The organism is Vibrio sp. V38_P2S17PM301, assembly GCF_009904845.1.
Classification (GTDB): domain Bacteria; phylum Pseudomonadota; class Gammaproteobacteria; order Enterobacterales; family Vibrionaceae; genus Vibrio; species Vibrio proteolyticus.
In genome coordinates, this window is the sequence record NZ_WXWO01000054.1 from 58,913 (window position 1) to 83,691 (window position 24,779).

Consider the following 24,779-nt stretch of genomic DNA (forward strand, 5'->3'; position numbering starts at 1 on the left):
AAAATTTTTTTAACGAAATTTTTGTCTGCTCCTGAGTGAGGTAGATTTAATTTTATTCGACTAATTAACTCCATGGCAGTATAACTGCCCGTAAAATAAGGGAAATTGGTTTGTGTTGATAAAAATACTGATGTAAGTACTTATAATTAGAAGAGCTATTAGACCAAAAATATAATTTTATGGGTTTGCACAGTTAATTCCTTGGTTCTAAACTACACATTGAGTTGAAGTGATGATTATTTCATATTCACTCAACGAAAGTACTAATTACGATTAGATTGCAAAGCCTGAAAGGAAGAGGGATTTGCGACAACAATGTTTAGTTGGACTGGAGTTGATTATGTACAATGGACGTGCTTTGAACAAACCAGGGGCGGAGACGCTCACTGGGGTTGCTCATGAAGTTGAATCTCCACAAGATCCTTACGCTAAATACATCAACGATATCGTTGGTGTCGATCTGCTTTCCCCAGAGCAAGAGGTGCACTACGCAAGACTGGCCAGACAAGGTGAGCGCTCAGCCAGAGATGTTCTCATCGAGTCGAACTTGCGACTGGTTGTCAAAATTGCTCGTAAATATACCCGCCGAGGAAACCACAGCCATGGATTGCTGGATCTGATTGAAGAAGGCAACATTGGCTTGATGAAAGCTATCGACAAGTTTGATCCTGAACTTGGTTACCGCTTTTCGACTTACGCAGTTTGGTGGATTCGAGAAAGTATTGAATCATCTCTGATGAACAACTCAAGAACGGTCCGTCTGCCTATTCACGTGCAAAAAGAGATATTTAAACTCTCTCGTGATGCAAAAGAAGTGGGGCTCGAGCTTCGCCGTGATCCCTCGGTCACCGAACTGGCACAGAAAACCAATCGCTCAGTCGAGCAAGTGAGCGAACTGATCGACCTGAGTGGTTTTATTGAATCGAGCGCGAGTGTTTCAACCTTTGATTCTCCCGCATTTACCCTCGAACAATATCAAGATGAAGTGACGGCAGAACCACATAATACGTGCCAACAAACGGCACTGATGTCTGGCTTAGAAAAGCACGTCGACAGCTTACCCGATAAACACCGTACTATCGTGATCCATCGTTACGGTTTGTTTGGTCAGGAAGTCAAAACTTTGGACTGGCTGGGTAATGAGTTCGGTCTGTCAAAAGAGCGGGTGCGACAACTCCAGGCTGAAGCAATAAGAAAGCTGCGCAACAAACTCAGTTTTGATGGTTGGATGGATTGATTAGTCACAAATCAAAGCCCCTTATGGGGCTTTGGTGCATCAATGTCGCCCATAAGTCTGCAATGCTAAGGCTTGATCCAGTAAGAATTCCAGATGGTTTTTCGCAGGGCTTCTGGCAGGCCAGTTAGACAAGATACGTTTCAAAGCGGCTTGGTAGACCTGGCTTCTCAACACCAGCATTATCGTGTTGTCATGGTGGTCGAGCAGTTGTTTTTGAATGTCAAGATACTCATCTTTTGCTTCAATATCGATTTTTTGAAGCTGTTGAAGGGGATAGAATCCTTCTTCATACCAACAGTTTAGAATATCGCGCATTTCTAACTCTTCGTCCGGGACGTCAAACACGCGAAAATTGTGACCGGATGGTACTGGCGTACAGTACGTTTCATCTAACTTATCATTGACGAATTTATACACTTTTACCTCCACCAGTCACTCAACTTAAGTACTAGATTTATAATTCTTAATATCAGTATAAATTCTGGAATATAAATAAACTGTATTAAATGTGAGACTGAAACTTTTAAACACGTAATCAGTTCGTTTATATAGGCTTACGAGCCTATTTTTAAGCTGGTTTAAATTTTTTTAAATATCCATAGGTTTTTTTAATCGGAACGATAAGCCTTTTTTGTGTTTCTTCGAACGCTAGTTTAATACTAACTTAATGTTATTAATAGAAATAGTTTCAGTGACTTGTACACTAATAGCCGACTGTTTAGGTGCGCTAATGAGTCACATGCGATCTTGAAGATTACGTGTGGTTTGGCAGGCAAAACAGGAAAGATGTGATAGCCAACCCATTGCTTATTAAGCTTGCGATGTTTGATACCGAGGTTTTTGTAAGTAAATATTTGTTAGTCACCAGCGTCAATAACAGAGAACACTTACTAAATTAAACGGCGAGTTTTTGCTTCAGGCTTTCCGTTTCTGAGGAAATAAGATACGAAAAGCCTGATAGACGCCAAGTCAGTTGTTTAGACGAATGACTTTATTTTTTCTAACAAGGTGTCTTTGTGGAATGGTTTAGGCACATAGTCGTTCATGCCAACATCAAAACATCTACGAATGTCATCATCAATAACCGACGCGGTCAGCGCAATGATGGGGGTGTGACTCAGGTTGTTTTTGCTCTCATAATCACGGATGTCTCTGGTCGCTTCAAAACCGTCTTTCACCGGCATCATGCAGTCCATAAGAATGGCCTTGTACCGTTTACCCTGATTGATGAGATCTACGGCTTCCTGGCCGTTGTTGGCAACGTCGTAAGTTAAATGCGACTTCTGCAATAACGTGGTGGCAACCAGTTGGTTAACTCGATTATCCTCAACTACCAACACTTGCGGCTGAGTGCTTAAGTTACTGACGTTTACCAAAGAAGGCGTTGTAGACGGTTCAGCTAGCCGTTCTTTTTTCGCCTCCCAGATAGGCGTGACTTGACCGAGCGCCCCATCTTCGACGTTGATTGACGGACGAAGTGCTTTTAATAGCCTTCTTCCGAGTAGAGGGTAAGTCACCAGCCCATGAACCTTACCGCCGTAGTCACGATTGCCGCTATAACCAAGGCGAATTACCGTAATGTTGGACTGTGTCACGTCACTGATGGTGTTGATGTGCTCAAGTGACTGTTTGGGTTCCGATTCCAAATACACCACGGTCAAGTTTAAGCGATGTTCATCTTGTATAAACGCCGAGACATCGTTGTACATGGCTTGGACGTTGAGCCCGAAATAGGCGATCTCATCCAATATGTGTTGATGCCAACTGAGGTTATTGTGAATCAGGTAAAAAGGCGGGATATCATCAACGACATTAACGGTGTCCGTTTCAAATTCGAGTTTGGCGTCAAAAAAGAAGCGACAGCCCAATCCTTTGTCTGAATCGAGGCGAATCTCGCTGTTCATTAGGTTTACAATTTTGTTGCTAATCGCTAACCCCAACCCTGTACCGCCAAATTGTCGGGTGGTGGAAGCATCTTCCTGAGCAAAGGGGCGAAAAATAACCTTTTGTTTGTCTTTCGCGATCCCGATCCCTGTGTCGATAACTTCAAAACGTAGCATCGCACGTTGGTTTTCTTTAGAGAGACACGTGACTTTAATTTTAATGGTACCTTTTTCAGTAAATTTGACGGCATTTGATAGCAGATTGAGCAACACTTGCCCCAGACGATACTCGTCCACGAGCAATGAAACGGGAACATCGCGGTCGATACTGATGTCCAGTACCAATCCTTTATCGGAGATGCGGCTGGTGATCATGTCTGCTGTATCAAAAATGAGTTCGCGAATGTTGGTTGAGTGGAGCGACAAGCGCAGTTCACCGGATTCAATTTTAGAGAGATCCAAAATATCGTTGATGAGCCTCAATAAATGCTGAGAAGAGGTCTCAATGGTGCTTAGGTATTCCCGTTGACTGGCATACAGCTTGGTTTCGGACAGTATCTCGGAGATACCTATGATGCCATTTAGTGGTGTACGAATCTCATGCGACATATTGGCAAGAAAGCTGCTTTTTGCCCGATTCGCTCGTTCTGCTTTCTCAGCCTGTTGGCGGGCAAAGTCGCGCGATTCAATCAGATGACGCTGATTTTCCCGTCGTTCTTTAGTCAGTGTGTTAATCTTTTTAGCAAATTCTGCAAGTTCATCATTGCCTTTTACCATCACAGTTGATTGCGACGTATTGGTGTCGGCGTCTTTGAGAAAATTAAGAATTTCTGGCAGATAACCCGCAACGCGGTGGGCTAGGTTGAGACTGATGGTAAAGATAAATACGGCCAGTAAAGAAACCAGCGTGATAAAAGCGAGACGTTTGGTTTTGAAATCCGCCACTTTGCTGTTGAGCTCCCGAGTCAGGCCGATTTCAATTTGTCTTGCGACGCTATTAAGCAATGATAAGCGCTGATCCAGACTTTTAAGCCCATCTCTGATCGCTTGCTCTGACATATGAAGCGCCTCATCGTTGTTCAGCAGTTGATCACGAAACCGGGCACTGGATGAGAATGCCGGATGCGAAAACGTGTTCAACAGCATCTGAACATGGCTTTTATCAGCGTTAATCACCAAAAAGCGCTCAATATAAAGTTTCTGAAAATCGAAGTAGTTCTGAATTCTCTCATGGTTGTCATGATGAGCCTGCTCTGTGGCCCAACTGTCGCTTTGACGAGATTCGCGATGGAAAAACCAGTTCTCTTCAGCAGCCCAAAGCATTAACCATTCAAGTTGATACAGCGCTTTTAAATGTCCTTCAATCGTCGGAATCCCTGTGTGAATATCGACTTTTTCCAGGTGCAACAACATTTGCGAGTGGAGTTCTGCCAACCAAGTGGATAACTCGTCGCTCTCTTTCATGCTCTTGGTCTGAAACAAATCGGATTGAGTTTCTGACATGTCTAACAACAGGTTATTGATAAAACCTGCGTCCTGTTGAGGAAACGCAAGGGGAACAAGCTCATGCATACGATTGAACCGCTGTTGCTGTTTGGCGGCCTGATCAGCGATTTTGTCTGGGTGAATGCGCGCGATGTGAGACTCGCGGTGGTTAGTGGAAAGCAGTTGGATAAACTGGATATCGTGCGAAAGAATATCAATATTCTTCAGTTGAAAAGAGAGCTCGTCAATTTTTAGATATGCCAGATAGACGATGGTAACCAGCGGGACTACAGCCAGAATCATCACTTTATTTTTCATTTTAAAGTGGTTGAGGGAAAGCATAACGTCTCGTTTTTTATCAAGGCTTATTGGTAAGTTAGTAAATTTGAATGCACATACAAGAAAACCTAGTGGGTAAGATAAAGATTATTGGTAAGTTTTTGTGTAGAGATCACCAAGCGGCGACTGACGGGCTAAGTGGTGAGTGATAATATTGGCGAAATAGTATGCAAAGGATGGGATTTACTGTGAGCGATGTTGTTTTGCCCTTTGACACATTGAAACGCATAACACGATATTGGCCGAGTTCTGAAAGTTGCCAACGCATTGAGCCCGTTACGACTGGTGCAACCAATCAGATCTATCGGCTCTCTGAGCCAGAAACGTTCTATCTGAGGCGATTTAAAACCGGCGAACCGCAAAAGATCATTCGTGAACATGCTCTGGTGGCGAATCTGAGCGAGCAGGCGTTACCTGTCGTTTTACCACTATGTACAATGGATAATCGGACCTGGGTTGAGGAGATGGGCAGTTTTTTTGCACTGTATCCTGAGGCACGAGGTGAGATTGTAAACCAATTAAGTTTGTCTCACGCGAGGGCGGCGGGCGAAGCATTAGCCCGGCTGCATCTGGGGCTGGTCGGTTACCGGCAAGACGGTTTCCCTGTCATTCCGTTGCGTTGGAGTCAGTCAAGCTGGGTCGCTCGACTGCAAGTTATTATCGACAGACTGCAGTCACAGGCAAATCCTACCGATACAGAACGTTGGGCTTTGATTCGCGCTAAACAGCAGCAACAGTTTTTGGCCAGTGATTGCAGCATCCACCACTATCAACCTGTGTCCAAACCGCAGCTTATTCATGGCGATTATCATCAATACAATGTATTTTTTGATGCAAACCGAGAAGTCAGCGCGGTGATTGACTGGGATCTGGTGTGTTGCATGCCAGTAGGCTATGAGATCGCTCGTGCGTGTATGTACATGTTCCAGTTAGACGCCGGACATTGTGCGGAGTTCGTCCGTGGTTACATCAAGTGGTCTCCGCTAACGAACGAGACGCTGGATGATGGGGCGAAAGCGTGGGGCATCTATGCCGATCATCATGTGTGGGCTTTGGAAGCCGTCTATCTTCACGGCAATACAGCGGCAAAAAAATTTATCCCTCATCGAGAGTTCGTCCCTTTCATGCAACGCTGGCGAGCGATGTTGGAGCATACAGGTTTAAGGAATGATGTTGCGAATCATGTTTAACTTGAAGAGGAATAAGTGTCGAGATGAAAGGAGTCAGTATGGACAAGATTTTTGAGTGTGTTTCGTTCTTGCTGATCAAAAACGACCAGATACTGCTGGAGCAGCGTTCTCCTTTCAAAGAATCTTTAAGAATGCTACTCACAGACCGTACGAATTAAAATGGAGACGTCCGTGTCCCACACTTTCATTATCGGGTATTGACCAGTACGCCAACCGTTTCCGAAACGTTGCTCGCGCCTTGGTTGATTTCACTGATAACTCGTTCGGCTTCCGAAATCTGTTGATTACAGGTCTCGACCATGTGCTGAAGTGCCTTCATGGTTGCCAGCGCTGAACCTGTCAGTTGGGTATTTTTCTTCACAATGGTTTCAATCTCTTCCGTTGATGCAGTTGTGCTGGAGGCAAGCTTACGGACTTCATCGGCCACGACAGCAAACCCGCGTCCTTGTTCACCTGCTCGAGCGGCTTCAATCGCGGCATTTAAGGCCAGCAAATTCGTGCGTTCAGCGATTTGGCTGATGGTTGATACTATCTGATTAATTTCCTGAGACTGTTGATCTAAGCCGCTCATGATGTCGTTTGCTTCGTCGATCTGTTGCCCCATGTTGTGTGACGCTGACGTTATATCGGCCAAGACATTGGCTCCGCGCTCAGAGCTGGATACCGTTTGTTGCGACGTCGAATACGCCACTTCTGCTGCTTCTCGCACAGCAATCTGATGATTGACGCGTTCAGTAATATTGCTGGCAAATTTAATCACGCGTTCAACTTGCCCATGGTGGTTCTTGATTGGGTTATAACTGGCTTCCAACCATATTTTTTCACCGTACTTGTTGATACGGCCAAACAGGCCTGACTTGAAGACTCCTCGCCCAAGATCCTGCCAGAACTGAGGTTGCTCCTGGTAAAAAGATTCTTCACAAAAAATGTGGTGGTGCTTGCCCGCAATCTCATGCTGGGTGTAGTTCACTGTAGCGAGGAAGTTATCGTTGGCGCTGACGATAGTGCCATCAGGTTCAAATTCAATCATCGCCAAAGATTGATTCAGCGCGTTCATAATGGCCGTTTGACGATCGGATTCATGCTTACTTGAAGTCACGTCGGAGGCGACTTTCATGACTCGGCAAACTTTTCCTGATTCATCAACTACAGGGAAGTAGCTCGCTTCCAACCAAAGCTCCTGACCCGTTTTCGTCACGCGTTCCACAGTGCCGGTATAGCTGCCACCGCTAGCCAGTTCACGCCAGAAGCTTTGATACTCGGCTGAGCGAAGGAGTGCCTCCGGACAGAAAATCCGGTGATTTTGCCCTCGTATCTCGTCGAGCGTGTAACCGACCGTGGTGAGAAAGAGATCACTGGCGGTAATAATATCGCCATCAGGTGTGAACTCGATGGTCGCCATATTGTGCTGAAGTGCATTCAAAGTGTTCACAGCAAGCGCTGTTTGCGCCTGCTGTTCTGTCGCTTGGGTATCTTTGGTGAATAAACGGCTCAGAGACTGAAGTATTGACATGACAAGTTCCTAAATCAGGATAGACAGTACAAAAAAACTGACGAAAATTTGTAATTATTGGCCTAACTGTGTGTATTTATAATCTTTGTTCCGCATTGTCGGGGTTTAAAATGTGCTACACCAGATTTATTTTTTGAGAATAGACTCAATAGGTGTATTAACAGACACATTCATAGCGATAGATGTGTTTCAAGATGTTAACTCGGTGTCTACGTGTTTTCGTCTCACCGGGATCACCCGAGAGGAAAAAGCGGCCGTATCGTCGTAAAGGAGTGCTGTTGATCATCATGTGTTCTGTATTTCAATTTTGCGTAGTCCCATGACATTTCTCCTTGTCGTTGATACTTGGAGCTCATCACGATTCATGCCAAAAGTTATTATTAATAATAATCAAATAGTTACCAATTTTTATTCAATAGTTATCATAATAAAAAGCCGAAACTTCTCAAAATGAGAATCGAAATGCAAACCTAGGTTTAGCTCGTAACTAAATGAAATTGATAATGTTCTCAGATTAAGCTGAGCTCAAACTGGCTCTAAATGTGTCTGAGTACATATTGAGTTAGTCAGGGAATATAGTCAGAAATAACTGAAGTTTCTAACAAAAGGGCATTTTCATGGAGTTGAAGCTCACCTCAATCGCAATTGCGTTATTGATGACTCATTCGCCAGAGTCGTTCGCTCAGGAGGCACTGTATTCTATTCCAGTTGTGAACGCAGAGATGTATCAACCGGATATCGATATCAATCAGTATTGGCAAAGTGAAAAGCTGGACGGCATTCGTGTGATTTGGAATGGCACACACCTGACAACACGACAGGGTAACCTGATTCATGCGCCAAAATGGTTTGTGTCTTCCTTGCCGGGTTACCCGGTTGAAGGAGAGTTGTGGGCGGGACGGGGTCAGTTTGCGCTTGTCCAGCACACCGTTTTGGATAAAGAGCCTAATGACGTTGCTTGGAAACAAATTACTTACATGTTATTTGATCTTCCTATGGCATCGGGCAACTACCCAAAGCGTTACGCGGCACTCAAAACATTGGTGACCCAGATAGATAGTGAGCACGTGAAATACGTCGAGCACACGCCGATAACATCAGAGCAGTCTCTATTTGACTACCTCGACGAGGTCAGTGACTCTGACGGAGAGGGTGTGATGTTACGTAAAATCACGGCCGACTATCAGGCCGGGCGCAGTTCGGATCTGCTTAAACTGAAGAAATACCAGGATACAGAAGCGGTCATCGTAGGCTATAAAGCGGGCTCTGGTAAATATCAGGGGATGCTTGGTTCATTGCGAGTCAAGTTGCAAGATGAGACGGAGTTCTACATCGGCAGTGGACTGAGTGACCAATTGAGAAAGCATCCACCTCAGATAGGCTCCACCATTACATTCAGGCACAACGGTTACACTCATCTTGGTGTGCCGAGATTTGCTCGTTTCTTACGTGAGCGGGAGCACTACTGATTTCCCACACGCACACCGCAACGTTTGAACAGGTTCTGCCAGTACTGAACATGCGCTAATGTCACACGGCGAAACGCCTGGTGATCCTTTTCTATGGGGTACACATAGCGATCAGTTGCAAAATGAAACATAGTGAAGCTTGGTTCAAGCTGTCCGTATGTGCTGTCTAATTCAGCCAGATACGGTTGAATTCTTTCGACATAGTAGTTTTGGAACACGTTACTCAGGTAACGAAATCGGGTCGTATCACGATTCTGACCACAAATTATTTTGCTATCGTGACGCTGTAACTGATTGGTGGCGGTTTTAAGAAGTAAGGTGGCGTTTTTCAATGAATAATCCAGCTGGCCGATCAATGGCAGCTTTTCCAGTGATTCTTGAACGTCGATGATGTTGTTACGCGCTTCTCCAGTTTGCCATTTGGTCACTTGCCCCATGTGATTAAGCGTAAGTAAGGCATTGCGAACCACATCGGTATTCCAGCTCATTTCGTCGCTGAGCCAAGTGTTACCACTAAGCTGCTTTCGCATGGCGTCGCTGCTGTATAGCAGGTTGAAAAAATGGTGTGGAAGATCTTGATATTTCTGTTGTTGAATGGTGGTCAGTTGCTGCTTTAAGCTGGCAGGAATGTCAGCATTATTCAAACAGCGATTAAGACCATCTAGTAACTCGACTTGATACTGATAGTTGCGAAACTGATCTTGAACCTTACCAAGCAACGAGTTGCGTTGTGCGATGAGGTTAAAAAGATTGCATTTTCTCAGCTCGTAACTGTCAAGCAACCCCATGCTTATCGGCGCAATCTCAACAAACAGTTCTCGCTTGTCGGGCAAGGTGGTTGAGCTCAGGTCAGGCGCCTTAAAAGCGTCTTCATCCTGAACTCTGGCTATACGCGAGAGGTATTCTCGTAAATCAGCCTCTATCGGGGGCTGATTGTAATCACACCCTAGTAATACCAAGCTGATAATCCATATTGTCCAGCGCAAGCAGGTGCTCCTGATCGTTATCATTCTTTCATAGTTTACGTAACTCCTATAAATAAGGTCAGCTAGGCTGACCTTATTTCATTATCGTGACGCGAACGTCAGTTGGGTATCGTCAGGTTGCTTATGCATCCATAACAACCGCACGCTGAGCATTAGAGCGGCAGCCGACAAACCGATGATAAAACCAATCCAGAAGCCTTTTGCGCCCATCGGCTGAGTGACCCAATCGGTCAATGCCAAAATATAACCTGACGGCAACCCCAGTACCCAGTAAGCGACAAATGTACGGTTAAAGATCGCTGCCATGTCTTTATAGCCGCGTAATGCTCCGGCCGCAACAACCTGAATGGCGTCTGTACACTGGTATACAGCAGCAAACCACAGCAACTGCACCGCCATCGCAACCACCGCCGTGTTGTCGGTGTAAAGCAGGGCAACGTTTTCGCGGAACAAGATCGTCAAAGTGGCGGTGATCAGTGCTGTCGACAAGGCCACCATCAAGCTGACACGTGAAGCAATTGCAGCGCCTTCAACGTCTTCTTCTCCCAGTTTATGGCCAACACGGATGCTGACCGCAGCTCCGATACTCATTGGCAACATAAAGATCAAGGAAGAGAAGTTAATCGCCACCTGGTGCGCGGCCACCACCAATGGACCCAGAGGGGCGACCAGTAAGGCAACCACAGCAAACAGTGTGACTTCAAAGAATAGGGCGGCGGCAACCGGAAAGCCCAATTTAAACAGACGCAACAACGGTTTCAGTTGAGGTCGGTGAAACTCTTTAAACAGTTCAATGTGGGCAACGCGTTTGGACGTCAGTACGTAAAATAACAGCATGAAGAACATCAGCCAGTAGACAATTGCTGTGGCCACACCACAACCAACGCCACCTAATGCTGGCGCGCCAAATTCGCCGTAGACAAATATCCAATTGAGTGGAATGTTAAACAGTAACCCAATAAAACCGATGACCATCGCAGGTTTAGTCAGTGACATGCCGTCGGTAAAGCTACGTAGCGTCTGAAACAATAAAAACGGTGGCACGGCGTACATCACTGCATACATGTAGCCATTGGTTTTTGCTGCCATGAGATCTTCCACATCCATCAAGTGGAGGATGTACTGGGTCTGGAAAAGCGCCGCAATAATAGGGATTGAAATCAGCAGGGCAAGTGCGATACCTTGCTGAATCTCATAGGGGATTTTTACCTGGCGACCAGAGCCGTTGAGCTGAGCGACGACAGGGACCAAGGCCATAAGCAGGCCGACACCAAACAAGATCGATGGTAACCAGATACTGGCCGCGATCGAAACTGCGGCCATATCTGTCGCACTAACACCACCGGCCATTATGGTATCGACAAAGCCCATACCGGTTTGCGCGACAGACGCGATAAGCACAGGGGTAGCCAACTTAATCAGGTTTATTGATTCTTTTTTATAACGATGCACAAAGAACTCCAATGCAAAGGACGCGTATCAGAAATGGGGTTCTTAAGTAAGGCGTGAAGCATCAAAAGGTAGACGAAAATTGACACGCCGTTTACTACAAAGAACTGTGACTGGATTTGTCATCTGATGATAATGAAATGTTACGTTGAACACCACGAAAAAAACAACGGGAAACAGGTTATGTTTACTGGAATCGTTCAGGGGATGGCGGAAGTTGTCGCCATCGAAAAGAAAGAGTTGTTCCAAACTCACATTGTACGTCTGGAATCGGCGTTGAATAGTGAGTTAACCATCGGTGCGTCGGTTGCACACAACGGTTGTTGTTTGACCGTCACTAAAATCGAAGGTGATTTGGTCTCGTTTGATCTAATGCAGGAAACATTGAAACTGACCAACTTGGGCAGCTTACGTGAAGGTGATGTTGTTAATATCGAACGTGCGGCACGTTTTGGTGATGAAATAGGCGGACATCACATGTCAGGCCATATTGCACTGACCGCCACCATCACCGAGGTGATTGATTCCGAGAACAATCGTACGGTGTGGTTTGAAATTGCGCCAGAGTTCATCAAGTATGTTCTGCCGAAAGGCTTTATCGGCTTAGATGGTTGCTCACTCACCATCGGGGACGTTGTCGAAAATCGCTTTAACGTTCATTTGATCCCGGAAACTATGGAACGAACACTGTTTGGCCGACGTCAGGCTGGGGACTGCATCAACGTTGAAGTCGATCCACAGACTCAGGCGATAGTCGATACGGTGGAACGAGTGCTAGCAAGTCGGCTCGACTGATCGTCGTATGTGAAAAAAGCGCCGAAAGGCGCTTTTTTTAATTCTCTTATGAGATATCAGAAAATTTGTTCGTCATCGGCATCGACATATAAATCGACACTGTCTGTTACTTCATTAACCGTCATACTCAGATGAATAGCATTACAGCATGCAGGACAGTCGTCGTAAAAATCCTGACTGCCATTTGAGGCATCCAGAGTAATGCCAATCGAGTGACCACAGTGGGGGCAACGAACCGTACGCTCTGTATAATTCCGCATATCTCTCTCCTTACTTCCTTGATGAGATATTTAAATCATAATGTCGATAGTTAGTTATGGTCATGAATTAAGTACAAAGTTTGATTCGCGCCGGAAAATCTCGTTGCCTATTCTTAATTTCTTTAAATATCAATAAACTTTGTGAATATTCAGTCGCCCTTTAATAGCTGAGGATGTCGTTGATCATCTTTTCTGCTTCGTCCAGGTAATGGCCACCGAACTGATTGTAGTGGTTAAGGATGTGGTACAGGTTGTAGATGTTTTTACGTGCCTCATAACCAATTTCGAGTGGCCAGACGCTTTCGTATCCCTGGTAAAACTCGGGCTGGAAGCCGTTAAACAGCTCTGTCATGGCGATGTCGCATTCCCGATCCCCCCAATATGTGGCGGGATCGTAGCATATTGGGCCGAAAGCCGAGTTGGCGACGTTGCCATTCCACAAGTCACCGTGGAGCAAGCTGGGGCGGGGCGAGTGACTGGCTAATCGATTTTGAACCAGTTGGGTGAATTCTTCGATGTCGTCAACCAACACAACGCCTTTTTCTTTAACGAGTTGCAGTTGCCAGCCGATACGCTGCTCTGCAAAAAAACGACACCATTTTTTATCCCACTTATTGGGCTGGAGCGTTGAACCGATGTAGTTATCACAATCAAAACCATACTCTTTTTGCTCACCCCATTGGTGTAACCTGGCCAGTTGCTGGCCAAATTCATAGCTAAGGGTGCTGTCTTCGAGAGGTTTGGTTGCGAGGAAATTGAGGATGATGAATGAGCTGTCTTTGCAAGCGCCATAAAGCACTAGCTCTGGGAGAAAAACCGTATTGCTTTCTCTCATGATGCGGATGTTTTCGGCTTCGGCTTCGAATTTCGCCAGGGCTTCTTTTGCATTCACTTTGACGAAATAGCGTTCTTGTCCGTCACTGATCATGTAGCACTGATTGATGTCTCCGCCGTCTAACTTCTCTCTTTCTGATATCTGAAAGTCGAACATCAGAGTGTCAGAAAGCTGTTGGGAAATGGCTTGCCACATACAAACTCCGAAAACAGTTGCCCATATTAAGCTTTAGTCTAGAACAACTTAGCCGATAAAACTGAATACGGAGCCAAAGATTGGCGTAAAAATTCTTTGGAATGAGACAATTTTTCTGAGTTGTTGCAAGTCAGATACACGAAGGGTGAGTAAATTCACTGAGAAATTGATGTGAAAATGTCCGGTTAATCACTCATTATTTAATACAGGGCAAAATTATTTATTAAACATACGGCTTACGGTTGTTAAAGGTCTTTGATATGTCTTAAGATTAGGAAAATCAACGCCTGTGGGCTGAAGTTACACGGAGAGAATACGTGGTTGTAGAAACCGATGGCTACTTGGCTCTGATTGAGCATTTAGCAATGAATCTGGATATCTTTACCAACGACAATAGTGATACCGGTAAAGAGAGCGTCGAAGATGTCGTAACCGATATGGTTGCCAGCAATATTATGGCCATTTTCGAGCAAAACCCAGAGTTGCACTCTAGCGTGCGCTTCAAATTACTGAAAGAGGCGGATTCTGTGGTCGAGGATCTCGGTGAGGTATTGGCGGGAGTATGGTCTCGTCCGGCAACGAACCGCCAAATAGAGTTTCTGGATGAGTACATTGCACTGGTAAAAAACCTGTTCGATACCGCTGTTGCGACGTACGATTAATTGCTAAGGGGCGGGGTACTTACCCGCCTGAAATGCCAAAACTTAGAGGCCCAATACGGGTTGTCCAATCTGGATATAATCACTCCTTTTGACGTCGATGCATGCATGAATTGCTTGTTGCCCAGATAAACACCGACATGACGCGTTGTTCGTGATGTTCTGAAAAAAACCAAATCGCCAGTTCGGGCATTATCATACTCAATCTCTTTACCGTATTTTGCTTGAGACCAGGTGGTGCGCGGTAAGCTGAGATTATTAGCATCCCGGTAGGCAATTTGCACAAAAGCCGAACAATCTACACCGCTTTTAGTTTCTCCCCCCAAACGGTAGGGCGCCCCTTTCCAACGTTGAAATACCTTCATAAAAGACTGACGCAGAGCCTGATTGGCCTGAATCTGCTGACGATAAGGCGTCACCGTATTAACTTGATCCTGAGGAAGTGCGCTGGCTCGATCCACCGAGTCGCTCGAAGAACAGCCTGAAAGTATCCCTGCCGCAGAGAATAAAATGAAGAAAATCGTACGTTTATACATTGATAGTATTAGCATCTAGTCCTTGAATGAAATCTATTTGTCATATTTAAATTTTACCATTTGGCGTGCCTAAACTTTTGTATTAAAAAACCTTAACTTTTAAGTGCGCCCATGACTACTTTACATTCCGAGAGATGGTCTGTGTCGTTGATCCAAGCGATCAGCGCCATCTTCGTCTCGACTGCATTGCTGGTGATCACTATGTCAGTAATGAGCTCCAGAGGCGTTGAACGCCTTGGTCAGCAGTTTGAAAATTTATCAGAGCAAGCCTTGCCGCTTGCGATGAATAACGCCCGCCTGACTCAAAACATCTTAGAGCAGGTCAAGCAATTAAGCTACGGCTCCAGGGCTCAGAGTGCTGATGAACTCACATCAATGACCAATAACATCAATACATTGGCCGCTGAGACTCAACAATTAGTAAGCAATGTCTTTACTATTGCCGACAATTTCAGAGACGCCATTACCGGTGAGCAAAAGCAATTGCTGCAGAGTTATATCTCTCGATTGCAATCGCTATCGTCGTCTATTCTCTCCACGCAGCGTGCTTTGCTGGACAAACAACAAAGTATTGACGAACAGACAGTATCATTTCGTTATGGCCTGAGTTCTATTGGCCCAGAGATGAACCGCATTAGTTCGTTCCTGGCGGTGGACAACCCTGAGTCCGCCGATGCAGCTAATCGTTTTATTGCCAGCGCCAGCTCAATGGAGAGCACCTTCTTAATGATGATGGTGCAGACCAAGTTGCACAATGCTGAGCAAGAATACAAAGAGATGCGTAACCGCATCGCCGGGATTAATCTCGCTTATGACGACTTCAAAGAATGGCACCCCGATGTCACTGAGTTTGCCAGTCTGACAGCACCTTATGACATGGTGAAGTCAGGGTTTGAAGAAAACGGTGTGTTGAAGCAAATCCTGTCTAAGCTCCAACAAGCCGAAATCCAACAACAGGAAATTAAAGAAGCGGCAGAGGTGGCCAGCAAAACAGTGGATTTGTTAAACGCCATTTCCGCCACCGCGCAAACGTTGATCGCCGAGAGTGAAAATGTGGTTCACAGTACGATGAACAGCGTGTTGAATACTGTCGTGATAAGTGGCGTTGCACTGGTTATGCTGATTCTGGGCTCCTGGTTTACGCTACGAACCTGGATTAATCGAGGGCTACGTCACATTGTCCGCCATTTAGGTCATTTAATTGCTCACGATTTTACGGGAGAGGTTGCCGCGCAAGGCCCCAAAGAGCTAAAAGACGTCACGATGAAACTCAATCAGGTGATTTCGTCGACTCGTGAATCACTGATCACCGTAACCAGCAACTGTGAGACCTTATACCAGACTGCAGAACTGAGCCACAACGCTGCAGAACAGTCCAATCAGAGCCTGACACAGCAGAACGAATCGTTATCCAGTATGGTGACCACCATTACTCAGCTCGAAGCCTCAATCAGAGAAATTGCGTCAGTGACCAACGAATCTTACGCTGAGTCGCAAACGGCAGCCCAACATTCCGCGCGCGGTGTACAAGTGGTTGAGCAGAACCGCCAGCGTCTGCAGTCGCTCGAAACATCCATGAATCAGAATGAGACATCTATGGTTGAGCTGGATAACCGGGTTAAACAGATCCGCGAGATGGTCGATATGATTTCGGGGATTGCAGAAAATACCAATTTACTCGCTTTGAATGCTGCGATTGAAGCCGCTCGCGCAGGGGAACAGGGAAGAGGGTTCGCCGTTGTTGCCGATGAAGTGAGAAAATTGGCCAGTGATACCTCGATGCAAACGGCCAATATTCGCGAACGCATGGGTGAACTGGTTGCAGCGGCGCAACAGTCTCGAGACGCCGTGACGGAATCAAGGCAAGAAATGACCCACGCACTTGAGTCAAGTGGAGCGGTCAAAACGGCCTTTGAAGACATTCAACAAGCCGTTGATCACATCCGCCAACGTGTGGAGCAGATTACCGTGGCGACCGAAGAGCAGGAGCGGGCAACCGCTGATGTCAGCCAGTCAATCACTCGCGTGTCGGATCAAGGCCAGGAGACCAAGCGACAACTTGAAGCCATGGTCGAAAGCTCGGAACAGGTGGCTGATATTGCAGGGCACCAACAAGCCATGCTGCACAAATATGAACTGTAGCTGCCTGTTATTATTCGTGGTTACGAAACGGCTGGGTGAGCATTTTATCCAGCCATTGTTCACGCTCGGAACGAAACAGCGGCAAACCGATTGTCACTCCTTGATGGCCTTGTTCGGGCTGACTGCGGTACGTACCGAACAGACGATCCCAAATTGACAGAAAAAAACCGAAATTAGAATGCGTTTCTCGCTCAATCACAGAATGATGAACGCGGTGCATGTCTGGTGTGACTACGAGTTTGCGTAATCCAGTATCCCATTTCAGTGGCATCCAGCCATTGCTGTGATTAAACATCGCGCTGGCATTGAGGACGATTTCAAAAACCACCACGCTGAGAGGATCAAGTCCTAATAAAATAACCAGTGCGATTTTGATGCCCATCGACAACAGAATTTCTATTGGATGAAAGCGCGATCCCGTGGTGACGTCAATATCCTGATCCGCGTGGTGCATACGGTGTAAACGCCACAACAAAGGAGCGCGGTGGAATAATATGTGCTGAGCATAGATAGCCAGATCAAGCAACAGAACCGATAAGACAAGTTCTACTCCGATTGGTAACGCAACATGGTTGAATAAGCCGATTTCAGAACCCTGAGCGAGAATCGCGGTTTCAACAGCCAACACAGGCATAAGCAGGGCAAGGCACAAACTGTTCAGTCCGACAATGCCTAGATTGTTCAGCCAACGAGTGCTTTTACGCTGCGTGAGTACTTTTCGCGGTGCTGCCCATTCCCAAAGGGCACATATCACCAGCACGGACAGAAAAAAGCTCAATCGAATCCATTCCGGGTTATTCATAATAGGTTCCTGTTTGAATCTGTATTTACTCTAAGTACAATGCCGCCCATAAAACAGCATAAACTTAACATTAATGAGAATTCACGCTTTCCACCGCCTCTTTCAACATCGTCTGTCGCTCTCCACGAAACCGTTCAATGCCAGGGGGGCCAAAGTAGAACGATGCCAGTATTGTCAGGTGTCGCTCCAGCACTGTTTATGTGCCCACCAACCCGATGTTGAATCAGGAGTTGCGGTACTGTTGCTCGTTTCTGATAACGAGGTGTTTAAACCAAGCAATACCGGTCGTTTGATTGCGGATACGGTTAAAGAAACATACGTCTATCAATGGAATAGGACCGAGCCGGACTCAGAAATCATTCAGTTACTGCAAAATGAACGCTATCAACCGGTGGTGATTTTTCCTGACAGCTACGTAGAAGATCAGTCGCGTCTGCTCATTGACGCTGAAGCGTACCTTGTACCGAGCAAAACACCGCTACTCATTCTGCTGGATGGCAGCTGGCGGGAGGCCAGAAGAATGTTCCGTAAGTCACCTTACCTGAATGGTCTGCCAGTGTTGTCGGTCACACCGGACGTTGTGTCTCAATACATGATGCGGCGCTCTGACAATGACATGCACCTCTCAACCGTGGAGGTCGCGGCCATGGTCCTTGAGCAGATAGGGGAGCAGGCTACTGCCAAAACGCTCAGTCTGTGGTTCGAAGCATTTCGCGAAAGTTACCTACTGAGTAAAACACGATTCAAGCATGATCTATCGAAACCAGCGCTGAAACGTTTCCTTGAACATAAATAAAAGCGCGAAGTCACTCTAAAAGTGACAGTTTTGTTGATGGCTCCTTGTGCAATCAGCTCCGGGGCGGACGTAAATCTGCCTCTGGTCACGGATTGTAGGCGTAGCTATATGGATAATGCACTCATTATTTGTTTTTTTTGCCCCGGATTTGGGCTTGATATATTTACGGAGAGAACCTGCATGTATTACGGCTTTGACGTCGGTGGTACCAAAATTGAATTTGGTGCGTTTAATGAAAAACTCGAGCGTGTGGCAACGGAACGTGTTGCGACGCCGACAGCAGACTACGACTTATTGGTCGAAACGATTGCGGGTCTGGTCGAAAAATACGATCAGCAGTTTGGTTGTGAAGGGAAAATTGGCCTCGGATTACCCGGTATGGAAGACGCGGATGACGCCACCGTACTGACCGTCAATGTGCCAGCGGCCAAAGGTAAACCTTTGCGTGCTGATCTGGAAGCCAGAATCGGCCGCAGCGTCAAAATTGAGAATGACGCCAACTGTTTTGCTTTATCTGAAGCCTGGGACGAAGAGTTGAAGGACGAACCATCCGTAATGGGTTTGATCCTGGGCACTGGGTTTGGTGGTGGTCTGGTGTATGAAGGAAAAGTATTTTCGGGTCGCAATCACGTCGCCGGTGAGTTGGGCCACATGCGCCTGCCAATTGATGCGTGGTTTCATCTGGGAGACAACGCGCCTTTGTTAGGGTGTGGCTGTGGAAAAAAAGGATGCCTAGACAGCTATTTGTCTGGTCGCGGCTTTGAATTGATCTATGAGCACTATTTTGCTCAACCCAAAAAAGCCATCGATATTATTCACTCTTATCAACAAGGTGAAGCTAATGCCGTCGAGCATGTAGAACGCTTTATGGAGTTGCTGGCGATTTGCTTTGCCAATATCTTTACCGCCAACGATCCGCATGTGGTGGTTCTGGGCGGCGGGTTATCTAATTTCGAACTGATTTACGAAGAGATGCCTAAGCGTGTACCGAAGTACTTATTGTCGGTTGCCAAGTGTCCAAAAATCATCAAAGCCAAACACGGAGATTCCGGTGGTGTGCGCGGAGCGGCATTCCTCAATATTAAGTAACTTCGCCAGTTACGAAAAGGGCTTGCGTGATGCAAGCCCTTTCTGTTTCTCCAGAGGCGCGGCTACGCTTTTGGTTTTTTACCCACACCGAAGTTTTCTTTTGGCAGCAATGCAATTTTTCCGAAGCCAAGCTTGCGGAAATGGTTGTCACGATAGTTGCGAACGGCTTTGGTATCGGAAACCGCTTCAACCTGCAGCTCCATTTTTAGAAAGTCAGTCAGATCGATCCCTTCGGCTTCAGCCACCGCTTCGTGGATATTACGGTGTTGCTGATAAGAGAAAGTCAGGGTTTTCTCTTCGTCCTGGTAAGTATAAATAATTGTACGTGCCATAGTGTTCACTTAAAAAGAAAAGGCCAGCGGAGCCGACCTTAGAATGTCATTTGCGCTAGATTCTGCCTTGAAGCGGAATGATTGTCACGCTTTCTCCAGGTTTTACTGTATCAATGGCCGGATCAATCTCAATCAGGCAATTGGCTTCGCTCATTGAACGCAAAATTCCGGACCCTTGCTTACCTGTGGTTCGAACCTGTAACTGGCCCTGCGCACTCAGTTCGTAAACTCCGCGCGTAAATTCTGTTCGTCCTTGTCGTGAACGCAGCGACTCTATGGCGATGGCTGGCATTTTCAAAGGTTGCCAGTCCACTTCGCCCTGCATTTTACGAATCGCCGGTTCAACAAAGTTAATGAATGACACCATAACAGCAACCGGATTACCTGGCAGGCCGAAAAATGGCACTTGAGACAGATGCCCGAACGCCAGAGGCCGGCCCGGGCGCATGTTAATGCGCCAGAAATCGATGTGGCCCAATGTTTTCAGCGCCAGCTTAATATAGTCGGCGTCACCGACCGAAACACCACCCGATGTGAGCACCAGGTCGGTTTCTTGTGATGCGCGTTGAAGCGCGTCGGTCATCGCCTGCTGATCATCTGGTAAAATGCCATAGTCGACGGTGTCACAGTTCAGGTTGGTCAGAAGTCCGATTAAGGTATAACGGTTGGAATCGTAAATGGTATTTTCACCCAGCGTCTCGCCGGGAGCCTGAACTTCGTCACCGGTAGAAAAAACACCCACTCGTAAACGGCGCTTAACAGGACAGTGGCTTAACCCAAGCGAGGCCAACATCCCCATTTCAGGTGAACTGATTCGTGTGCCAGCGGAAAAGACCGTTTGTCCATAAGACAGGTCTTCGCCAGCCAGACGAACGTTCTGTCCAGGCTTGATTTGATGAGTCGATAGCGTGACAGTGTCACCGTCAATAGTGGCAGCTTCACGCATGACCACGGTGTCCGCCATTTCTGGTGTCGGAGCACCTGTCATGATTTTTACCGCCTGGCCAGCCAGCAATGGCTTGTGGTAGGCATAGCCAGCCATCACTTCAGCCACTACCTGATAGCGGTCGAGACCAATGTCTTGGGATCGAATCGCAAATCCATCCATAGCCGAGTTGGTGTATCGCGGCACATTGATTGGTGAATGAATGTCCTCAGCCAATACGCGGCCATAGGCGTGTTCAAGTGCGACCTTTTCGACCAAATCAATAGCTGTGACCTGAGTTAAGATCTGCTCCTGACCTTGTGCGACCGAAAGAAATGCGGGCGAAAGGGTATCACAGGTTGCGACTTGTGACTTTGATTGCTGGACTGACCCGTTGGCATAGTTGATCACAAACGCGGCAATGCCGTCCAAATCATTAATGGCCAATTGAGGCAGGGCGGAATCTACGCTTGAGTCAGCTGCGATAGCAATAATGTTGTCATCATTGGGATAAAGCCAGGGTTTGCCTACCGCGTCACGGTGCAGTTCGATTTTTGGAAACGCGATGTTCTTGCACCCTTCGACCAGAATGAGATCCAGGCTGTTAACATCAAAACGACTGAGCAAATAACTGAACTCAGCTTCAGCGTCCGGGGTTTCGGTCATCAGAGCATAACGATTTCGCGATGCAATCAGCATTTGAGAAGCACCGGCTTTACGCAGTCGGTAGCTGTCTTTTCCCGGTTTATCGACGTCGAAGTTATGATGGGCATGCTTTAAAACACCGAGGCGAAGTCCGGCATCAGTCAACTTGGGTAACAGCGCTTCCAGTAGGGTCGTTTTGCCAGTGCCGGAGTAGGCGGCAAAACCAAGTAGTGGAATCGAGGGGAGTGTCATGGTCATGATTGCAAAGTTCCAAATTGAGCCAGTTCTTCCGGTGTATTGAGATTGATAAAGCAATCCTGAGCATCGCTGAAATCTGCATATTCAGTATGACACTCCTGATAAAGAAGAATGATTTTGCGATCGCCGCGTTGCAGGAAGGCGGTCAGCTTTGGCAGCACGCGCTTATGAAATAGCGTGAATACGGGTTGCTGATGTTCACCATCATGTGCCACAACGATATCGGTATCGGTTTTCACTGCACGGCAGAAGCGTTCGACGAGATCATCGCAAACAAAAGGACTGTCACAGGGGACAAAACCAACCCAGTCTGTATTCGCGAATTGCAGCCCGGCATGGATGCCGCCTAATGGCCCGGGATAGTCCGGAAACGTGTCACTGACGACGGGGGCGAGCTCTGCGTAACTGCTAATATTGCGGTTCGCATTGATGATGATACGAGATGTTTGCGATACGAGTTTGTTCAGCACATGCTGAACCAGCGGTACTCCATTGAGTTCAATCAGTCCTTTGTCTTTACCACCCATACGACTGGCCTGTCCGCCAGCCAAAATCACCCAACTAGTTTGCGTTGGAATTAGCATAAGAATTCTCTTGTACTGAATCTTGAATAATGTGTAACAACGGCGACTCTACCAGAGTATTGCCCTTGATCCACCACTGCTTTTTGCAGATCTCGGTCAGGGCGTTCGCCTGATGACTGGTGATCACCAAACTTGCTCCGCGCGACAGCATGTCTTTCGCCATGATCACGAGACGCTCAATCGACTCTTGATCCAGCGATGCACTTGGTTCGTCCATCAATAGGATGGACGGCTTGAGAATCCAGGCTCTGGCCATCGCCACACGTTGTTTTTCTCCTCCGGACAATACCGAAATATGTTCGTCGGCGAGTGTTTCCAACCCTACCATGCGCAATGCAGTGATGACTTGAGCTCGCTTATCTTTTGCGGATTCTTTTTGAAAGCGAATACCATAAACGACATTTTGATATACGCTGCCATCAAAAAGATAAGGGGACTGGTGCAGGTACGTGACATCTTTTCGACCAGCGCGGCGGGTCAATTTGGCTAACCAGCTGTCAGCCGGGGCATGAATAGCGCCTGTCGTCGGCTTTAGCAAGCCAGACAAAATCTTCAATAGGGTAGTTTTACCCACCCCATTATCGCCTTTGAGATAAATGGCATCATTGGGACCGATCGACAGTTCAGGTATGTGGAACAACACTCGCTCTTTAAATCGCATCGAGAGCTGAGTTGCAGTTATTTTTATCGTCATACGACCCCTTACGTTCTCAAATAACCTTTGCCACGCATACTACTGAGCAAAAAGTTAAGCACCAAAGCGAGGGTGAGCAGCACAATTCCAAGTGCCACGCCCTGAGCAAAAGCGCCTTTACTGCTTTCCAGTGCAATGGCGGTCGGGATATTTCGGGTCACGCTCATAATGTTGCCACCGACCATCATGGAGCAGCCCACTTCAGTGACAATGCGAGAAAAACCCGCAGTTGTTGCTGCCATCAGAGGAAAACGTGTTTCCCAAATCATAGTTGCTGCTATGCGACTCGTCGAAACACCCAGCGTGATGGCTGTTTCTATGGCCCGTCGGTCACTGGATTGAAGTGCGCCATGCATCATAGAAACCAACACTGGGAAACAAACCAGCATTTGGCCGAAAATCATCGCTTTTTGAGTGAATAGCATTTCCCAATTGCCCAGCGGCCCAGAGCGGGAGAGCATCATATACAACAATAAGCCAATTACGACGGTGGGAATGGCCTGCATGGTGTTGATTATCGACAACAAAAACCACTTTCCTTTGAACTCGGTATACGCAAGGACAAAGGAAAGCAGAATCGCTGGCAGCAGCACCAGCGATATAGCGGACAAAGACACCGAGAAAGAGACCGCAACAATCTCCCACAATGCCTTATCCAGACTCAGTAAAAGCCCGACGGCTTCCAGTGTCGTTTGCCACAAACTCATCAAGAGTTACTTCTCGTTAGCGTTAGCGACAAACAGCTGTTTTCCATTGAGGCGGAATTCGTTGATCAACTGCTGACCTTTTGGGTTAACCAGCCAGTCACTGAACACTTTCGCACCTTGATAATTGATGCTTGGATAGCGCTCAGGGTTAACCAGAATAACTTGATATGGGTTGAACAGTTTTTTGTCGCCCTGGAACAGGATCTTCAAATCCAGTTTGTTCTGATAGGCCAGCCAGGTACCACGATCCGACATGGTGTAGCCCTGCAGTTCCGACGCCATGTTCAGCGTAGGACCCATACCTTGTCCAACGGCTTTATAGCCACCAAAGTTAGGTTCCATTCGGGTTTGTGACCAGAGATTTTTCTCTTTTTTGTCTGTGCCCGAGTCATCGCCGCGAGAAATGAAGGTTACGTCAGACGTCGCAATGTTCTTGAAAACGTCCAAGACATTGTTTTGCTCCGCAATATGCGCGGGGTCGTTTTTTGGTCCGACGATCACGAAATCGTTGTACATCAGTTTGCGAGGCATCACGCCGTAGCCTTTTTCAACAAAGTTGGCCTCCGCTTTCGGCGCGTGGGTCATCACCAAATCCACATCACCGTTTTCACCCATTTTGAGCGACTTGCCCGTGCCGGCTGCGATGACATCGACTTTGTAACCTGTGTCATTTTCAAATTGAGGCAGCAAGTAATCAAGCAAACCTGAATGATAGGTACTGGTGGTCGTAGCGAGGCGAATGTGTGACGTATCTTGCGCGGCAGACACAGAATAACTGGTAACGGCCAGAAGAGTGGTCGCCAAAAGCGTAATGTTTTTCATTGTTGTGTGTTCCCTCAACGTGAGTATTAACGGGGTTGTTAGCGTCGATACAGCAAGTAGGGTGCCAACTTCTCAACACTTAGTTTGGCCCATTAGGTAACCAATTTCAGTGATTTAATGAACATAAATGTTGAGCTGGGACAAAATGTCGC

Annotated in this window: 23 protein-coding genes; 8 read left to right on the plus strand and 15 right to left on the minus strand. The window is 46.8% G+C overall.

Annotation, left to right across the window (positions count from 1 at the left end):
• Window positions 1–340: 340 nt before the first annotated feature.
• A complete protein-coding gene (locus CAG64_RS12695; protein ID WP_021703345.1) occupies window positions 341–1,237 on the plus strand; it encodes a sigma-70 family RNA polymerase sigma factor in 897 nt (298 codons plus the stop codon).
• A 39-nt stretch (window positions 1,238–1,276) separates the two neighbouring features.
• Here the strand turns inward: CAG64_RS12695 and CAG64_RS12700 are convergent, their stop codons facing one another.
• A complete protein-coding gene (locus CAG64_RS12700) occupies window positions 1,277–1,654 on the minus strand; it encodes a hypothetical protein (RefSeq protein ID WP_161489317.1) in 378 nt (125 codons plus the stop codon).
• Window positions 1,655–2,214: 560 nt separating this feature from the next.
• Entirely contained in the window at window positions 2,215–4,947 is a 2,733-nt protein-coding gene (locus tag CAG64_RS12705; protein ID WP_161488561.1) for a hybrid sensor histidine kinase/response regulator, read from the minus strand.
• A 185-nt stretch (window positions 4,948–5,132) separates the two neighbouring features.
• Between CAG64_RS12705 and CAG64_RS12710 the strand changes: the two genes are divergently transcribed.
• Complete coding sequence (locus CAG64_RS12710; RefSeq protein WP_161488562.1) at window positions 5,133–6,134, plus strand: phosphotransferase; 1,002 nt, start codon at window positions 5,133–5,135, stop codon at window positions 6,132–6,134.
• Window positions 6,135–6,321: 187 nt separating this feature from the next.
• Here the strand turns inward: CAG64_RS12710 and CAG64_RS23975 are convergent, their stop codons facing one another.
• Entirely contained in the window at window positions 6,322–7,647 is a 1,326-nt protein-coding gene (locus CAG64_RS23975) for a methyl-accepting chemotaxis protein (RefSeq protein WP_161488563.1), read from the minus strand.
• Window positions 7,648–8,264: 617 nt separating this feature from the next.
• Between CAG64_RS23975 and CAG64_RS12720 the strand changes: the two genes are divergently transcribed.
• The gene (locus CAG64_RS12720; protein WP_161457593.1) at window positions 8,265–9,116 is read left to right on the plus strand and encodes a DNA ligase; all 852 of its coding nucleotides are present in this window, start codon (window positions 8,265–8,267) and stop codon (window positions 9,114–9,116) included.
• Here CAG64_RS12720 and CAG64_RS12725 read toward each other — a convergent pair.
• Window positions 9,110–10,102 carry a DUF3080 domain-containing protein gene (locus CAG64_RS12725; RefSeq protein WP_161457592.1) on the minus strand — a complete coding sequence of 331 codons (993 nt, stop codon included), beginning with the start codon at window positions 10,100–10,102 and terminating at the stop codon, window positions 9,110–9,112. The two genes, CAG64_RS12720 and CAG64_RS12725, sit on opposite strands and share 7 nt — an antisense overlap.
• A gap of 81 nt (window positions 10,103–10,183) precedes the next feature.
• Complete coding sequence (locus tag CAG64_RS12730) at window positions 10,184–11,554, minus strand: MATE family efflux transporter (RefSeq protein WP_161457591.1); 1,371 nt, start codon at window positions 11,552–11,554, stop codon at window positions 10,184–10,186.
• A gap of 180 nt (window positions 11,555–11,734) precedes the next feature.
• On the opposite strand from CAG64_RS12730, the gene CAG64_RS12735 reads away from it, so the two are divergent.
• Window positions 11,735–12,346 carry a riboflavin synthase gene (locus tag CAG64_RS12735; protein WP_021703319.1) on the plus strand — a complete coding sequence of 204 codons (612 nt, stop codon included), beginning with the start codon at window positions 11,735–11,737 and terminating at the stop codon, window positions 12,344–12,346.
• A 56-nt stretch (window positions 12,347–12,402) separates the two neighbouring features.
• Here CAG64_RS12735 and CAG64_RS12740 read toward each other — a convergent pair whose 3' ends face one another.
• Window positions 12,403–12,606 carry a CPXCG motif-containing cysteine-rich protein gene (locus CAG64_RS12740; RefSeq protein ID WP_021703318.1) on the minus strand — a complete coding sequence of 68 codons (204 nt, stop codon included), beginning with the start codon at window positions 12,604–12,606 and terminating at the stop codon, window positions 12,403–12,405.
• Between the two features lie 160 nt (window positions 12,607–12,766).
• On the minus strand, window positions 12,767–13,636 hold the full coding sequence (locus tag CAG64_RS12745) for a fructosamine kinase family protein (RefSeq protein WP_021703317.1): 870 nt from the start codon (window positions 13,634–13,636) through the stop codon (window positions 12,767–12,769).
• A 317-nt stretch (window positions 13,637–13,953) separates the two neighbouring features.
• Between CAG64_RS12745 and CAG64_RS12750 the strand changes: the two genes are divergently transcribed.
• On the plus strand, window positions 13,954–14,298 hold the full coding sequence (locus CAG64_RS12750) for a DUF3802 family protein (protein WP_161453479.1): 345 nt from the start codon (window positions 13,954–13,956) through the stop codon (window positions 14,296–14,298).
• Here CAG64_RS12750 and CAG64_RS12755 read toward each other — a convergent pair.
• Window positions 14,295–14,831: an NlpC/P60 family protein gene (locus tag CAG64_RS12755; protein ID WP_202599332.1), complete on the minus strand. Its 537-nt coding sequence runs from the start codon at window positions 14,829–14,831 to the stop codon at window positions 14,295–14,297. The two genes, CAG64_RS12750 and CAG64_RS12755, sit on opposite strands and share 4 nt — an antisense overlap.
• Window positions 14,832–14,942: 111 nt before the next feature.
• Between CAG64_RS12755 and CAG64_RS12760 the strand changes: the two genes are divergently transcribed.
• Window positions 14,943–16,973: a methyl-accepting chemotaxis protein gene (locus CAG64_RS12760; RefSeq protein WP_161489004.1), complete on the plus strand. Its 2,031-nt coding sequence runs from the start codon at window positions 14,943–14,945 to the stop codon at window positions 16,971–16,973.
• A gap of 10 nt (window positions 16,974–16,983) precedes the next feature.
• On the opposite strand, the gene CAG64_RS12765 is transcribed toward CAG64_RS12760, so the two are convergent.
• Entirely contained in the window at window positions 16,984–17,775 is a 792-nt protein-coding gene (locus tag CAG64_RS12765) for a sterol desaturase family protein (RefSeq protein WP_161489005.1), read from the minus strand.
• 73 nt (window positions 17,776–17,848) lie between these two features.
• Between CAG64_RS12765 and CAG64_RS12770 the strand changes: the two genes are divergently transcribed.
• Together CAG64_RS12770 and nagK are read left to right on the plus strand one after the other, a co-directional pair.
• Window positions 17,849–18,571: a tRNA-uridine aminocarboxypropyltransferase gene (locus tag CAG64_RS12770; RefSeq protein WP_161489006.1), complete on the plus strand. Its 723-nt coding sequence runs from the start codon at window positions 17,849–17,851 to the stop codon at window positions 18,569–18,571.
• A 180-nt stretch (window positions 18,572–18,751) separates the two neighbouring features.
• Complete coding sequence (nagK, locus tag CAG64_RS12775; RefSeq protein ID WP_021703311.1) at window positions 18,752–19,660, plus strand: N-acetylglucosamine kinase; 909 nt, start codon at window positions 18,752–18,754, stop codon at window positions 19,658–19,660.
• 62 nt (window positions 19,661–19,722) lie between these two features.
• On the opposite strand, the gene CAG64_RS12780 is transcribed toward nagK, so the two are convergent.
• The 6 genes from CAG64_RS12780 to CAG64_RS12805 are packed head-to-tail and all read right to left on the minus strand — an operon-like array spanning window position 19,723 to window position 24,627.
• A complete protein-coding gene (locus CAG64_RS12780) occupies window positions 19,723–19,992 on the minus strand; it encodes a DUF2960 family protein (protein WP_161453484.1) in 270 nt (89 codons plus the stop codon).
• A gap of 55 nt (window positions 19,993–20,047) precedes the next feature.
• A complete protein-coding gene (locus tag CAG64_RS12785; RefSeq protein WP_161489007.1) occupies window positions 20,048–21,820 on the minus strand; it encodes a bifunctional molybdopterin-guanine dinucleotide biosynthesis adaptor protein MobB/molybdopterin molybdotransferase MoeA in 1,773 nt (590 codons plus the stop codon).
• Window positions 21,817–22,404 (minus strand): molybdenum cofactor guanylyltransferase MobA, encoded by a 588-nt coding sequence (gene mobA / locus CAG64_RS12790; protein ID WP_161489008.1) that lies wholly within the window; start codon window positions 22,402–22,404, stop codon window positions 21,817–21,819. The genes CAG64_RS12785 and mobA overlap by 4 nt, the downstream gene beginning before the upstream one ends.
• On the minus strand, window positions 22,382–23,098 hold the full coding sequence (locus CAG64_RS12795; RefSeq protein ID WP_161489009.1) for an energy-coupling factor ABC transporter ATP-binding protein: 717 nt from the start codon (window positions 23,096–23,098) through the stop codon (window positions 22,382–22,384). The genes mobA and CAG64_RS12795 overlap by 23 nt, the downstream gene beginning before the upstream one ends.
• 8 nt (window positions 23,099–23,106) lie before the next feature.
• Complete coding sequence (locus CAG64_RS12800; RefSeq protein WP_161489010.1) at window positions 23,107–23,805, minus strand: ABC transporter permease; 699 nt, start codon at window positions 23,803–23,805, stop codon at window positions 23,107–23,109.
• Between the two features lie 6 nt (window positions 23,806–23,811).
• Complete coding sequence (locus CAG64_RS12805) at window positions 23,812–24,627, minus strand: substrate-binding domain-containing protein (RefSeq protein ID WP_161489011.1); 816 nt, start codon at window positions 24,625–24,627, stop codon at window positions 23,812–23,814.
• Window positions 24,628–24,779: the final 152 nt, after the last annotated feature.